At 63.9% G+C, this 2,897-nt stretch carries 2 protein-coding genes and 1 pseudogene; 1 reads left to right on the forward strand and 2 read right to left on the reverse strand.

What is annotated here, in order from left to right; all coding sequences use genetic code 11:
* Both NW857_RS11230 and NW857_RS11235 read right to left on the reverse strand, forming a co-directional pair.
* Positions 1 to 1,180: glycosyltransferase (locus tag NW857_RS11230; protein ID WP_414368972.1), on the reverse strand; the 1,180-nt coding region annotated here is incomplete at its 3' end.
* Between the two features lie 68 nt (positions 1,181 to 1,248).
* Positions 1,249 to 2,538, reverse strand: coding sequence for an HD domain-containing protein (locus tag NW857_RS11235; protein ID WP_414338987.1), 1,290 nt, complete (start codon positions 2,536 to 2,538; stop codon positions 1,249 to 1,251).
* A gap of 144 nt (positions 2,539 to 2,682) precedes the next feature.
* Between NW857_RS11235 and NW857_RS11240 the strand changes: the two are divergent.
* Positions 2,683 to 2,897, forward strand: a pseudogene (locus NW857_RS11240) (SGNH/GDSL hydrolase family protein); the annotation flags it as partial.

The raw sequence follows: 2,897 nt of genomic DNA on the forward strand, positions 1-2,897 counted from the left end.
CCAGGGGACGGCCCCGCCAAGTCCAGTTGCGCCCGCTGGTGGTGCGGATGGCAGAAGCCAAGATGATGGCTGCCGTCACCCAGCCTCCCACCGCCGTCAGCCACCAGTAACGCAGCGGCAGGTGGGCCCAACGCCATAGAAGCAGGCGGATGACCCCTTGGCCTAGGATCCCGGCCAGGCTGGCCGCCAAGACCTGCGGGGATCCCGTAGCTGCAGCCAGGATCAACCCCAGCCAGGGCAGGCTGCAGATGCCCAAGACAGTGACCATCGCCAACACGGCGAGGGCCCAGTTGCGCTCCAGGCCCAGGAACCAGTTTTTCGTCCACCCTTCCCAGAGGGCGGCTCCATTGGCGTACATGCGGCATCGCACCCGCGACCCCCCTAGGCAAATCTGCAAGCCCAGGCCAGCCGCTTTGATGCGCTGGGCCAAGGCCACATCCTCGATAACCACATTGGCCACGCCGGCGTGTCCGCCCACTTGCTCGTAGGCGGAGCGGCGAAACAGCATGAACGGCCCGAAGGCAAAGGCCTTGGGACGCTTGGGATCGTTGACGGCGGCAAAGTCGTAGCCTGCCGCCAAGATGACCATCATGATGGGCTGCACCAGCCACTCGGCCAGACAGCCGCACACCAACTGAGGCCCTACGCTTACCAAGCCGCTGCCGCTTGCCAGCAACTGTCCTAGGGCTGCTTCGATGGCAGCGGATCCCAGCCGCACGTCGCAGTCGAGAAAGAGCAGGTAGTCGGGGGGATCAGGCTGGGCGGCCAGGGCGGCAACGGCCTGGGCACAGGCCCAGTTTTTGCCCACCCACGTTTGACCCTGGGGGCGGGGATCCCCTTGGAGCAGGTGCAGCCGCGGATCTTGCCGTTCGGCGGCCAGGGCCTGGGCCAGCTCCCAGGTGGCATCGGTGGAGCCGTCGTCCACCAGCCAGACCTGCAGCGGGGCGGCGGTGCTGTCCAGGATGCTGCTTAGGCAGCCCACTACGTTTTCCGCCTCGTTGTAGGCAGGCACGATCACCGCCAGCCGCTCCAGGGCCGCTGCGACCTCTGCCGCTTGCTCCGGCAAGGGATCCCGCAGCCAGGGGGAAGCCCGCAGCGCCCGCCCCAGCCGCAGCGCCACCAAGGCAATCGCCAGGGCCGTTAGCGCCAACACCATCGCCAGGATCTCCTGGATTCCCACTCTTGCTTCCCTCTTTCAGATAAGGAACGGATTTTGCCCATGCCCTAGCCCTGGGATCTGCCAATCCTCTAAGCAGACAAAGCCCTCTCTACGATATCGCTGTAGGGGCGGGGGAAGATCAGCCAAACCTGGCTTTGCGTTTCCACCAGGGATCGCACCAGCGGCGAGAGCTGGGCAATTTCCACGTAGCCGTCCTCGGTTTTGAGTTGGATCCCTTGGTCGTAGAAGCTGTAGCCCTGGACGTGGGCCGAGCGAATTCCCAAATAGCTTTCTGGATCCAAGCCATCTCGCTGCATCTTCTGGCTTAGAGTTGCCACCAGCTCTTGGCGTCGCTCTTCTGGCAGGCGGGTGATGTTGCGGGCCTTGAATAGATCCCGATCCAAATAGCGCCGCGCCAAATCGGCCAAGATGGGATCCTTCCCCGCCATGGCCCAAAAGCGAAAAGGGTAGCTGAACATCACATCGTCAGCGGCCAGATAGAGGGGCAAAGGCAGCTCGAAGGGATCCCCCTTTTGCACCGCCAGCGCCGCCCAACACCAGGCACTCAAGATGGGATCCAGCTCGATCTTTCCCTGGTGCAGGAGCACCTGGGCCCGCTTGAAGAGCCGCTCCAAAATAAAGCGGGCACACAGGCTCTTGGGGTGCTGGTACACCTGGGTGTACATGAAATAGCGCACCACCAGATAGTGCTCGATGGCTCCCAGGCCTTTGCGGGCGGGAATGGAGAGGGATCCCGTCTCCGGGTCGTAGTCCAACACCGTGAGGATGCGATCCAGATCCAGGTGGCCGTATTGGGCGCCGGTGAGCAGGCTGTCGCGCATCAGGTAGTCAAAGCGGTCGCAGTCCAGTTGGCTGGCAATAAGCTGCCCCACCAGCGGCAGGGGAAATTGTTTCTGCCACACCTGCTCCAGTTGGGCCGGCAGTTGCGGGTCAAACTCCGCCACCAGCGTGGCTATCTGGGGATCCTCCCGCGCGATGCGGGCCGTCCAGACCTCGTGTCGGCAGCCGAAGATCTCCTCGCCGGCATGGCTAAAGGGGGCATGGCCAATGTCGTGCAGCAGAGCGGCAACCAGGGTAACGGCGCGGTAGGGGCGCAGCTCCGGGTAGCGGCGGGCCAATTTGTCAAACAGGCGCCGCGTAACCTGCAGCACTCCCACCGAGTGGGTGAAGCGGGATCCCTCAGCGCCATGGAAGGTAAAAAAAGCGGTGTCCAACTGGCGGACGCGGCGCAGGCGCTGGAAGGCCGGGGTGTCGATGAGGCGAATCAGCAGCGCCTCGACCGGATCCCCGCCATCCAGGCTGATGGCACCGTGCAGGGGATCGTGGTAGGTGCGGGACTTGCAAAAACGCAGCGCCATACTCCCACCATACTCGCCAATTGGCCAATCTTCGGCTAGCTTGGCTGGGGGCTTCCCCCACCTCTGCAGCAAAGCTACCCCATGGGCTCCCCTACTTGGCAAAAGAGGCAAGCCCCCAGACCCGTTCGGTTGCTGCTGCTCTCTATGGCAATCGGGATGCTGGGGTGGGGGCTAACTGCTTGTTCCGAAGCCTCTGGATCTCCCCCCGCTGTTCTCATACCCAGCCCGCCCGCCCTCACCCGCTATGTGGCTCTGGGAGCCAGTGATGCCGTTGGCTTCAACGCCTCCATCTCCTGCGATGGTCCAGCCAACGCTGCCGGCACCCGCCCGCAGCGCTCAGAGCCGCTGGACTGCCCCAA

This window comes from Synechococcus sp. H55.9 (assembly GCF_047462355.1).
GTDB lineage: Bacteria > Cyanobacteriota > Cyanobacteriia > Thermostichales > Thermostichaceae > Thermostichus.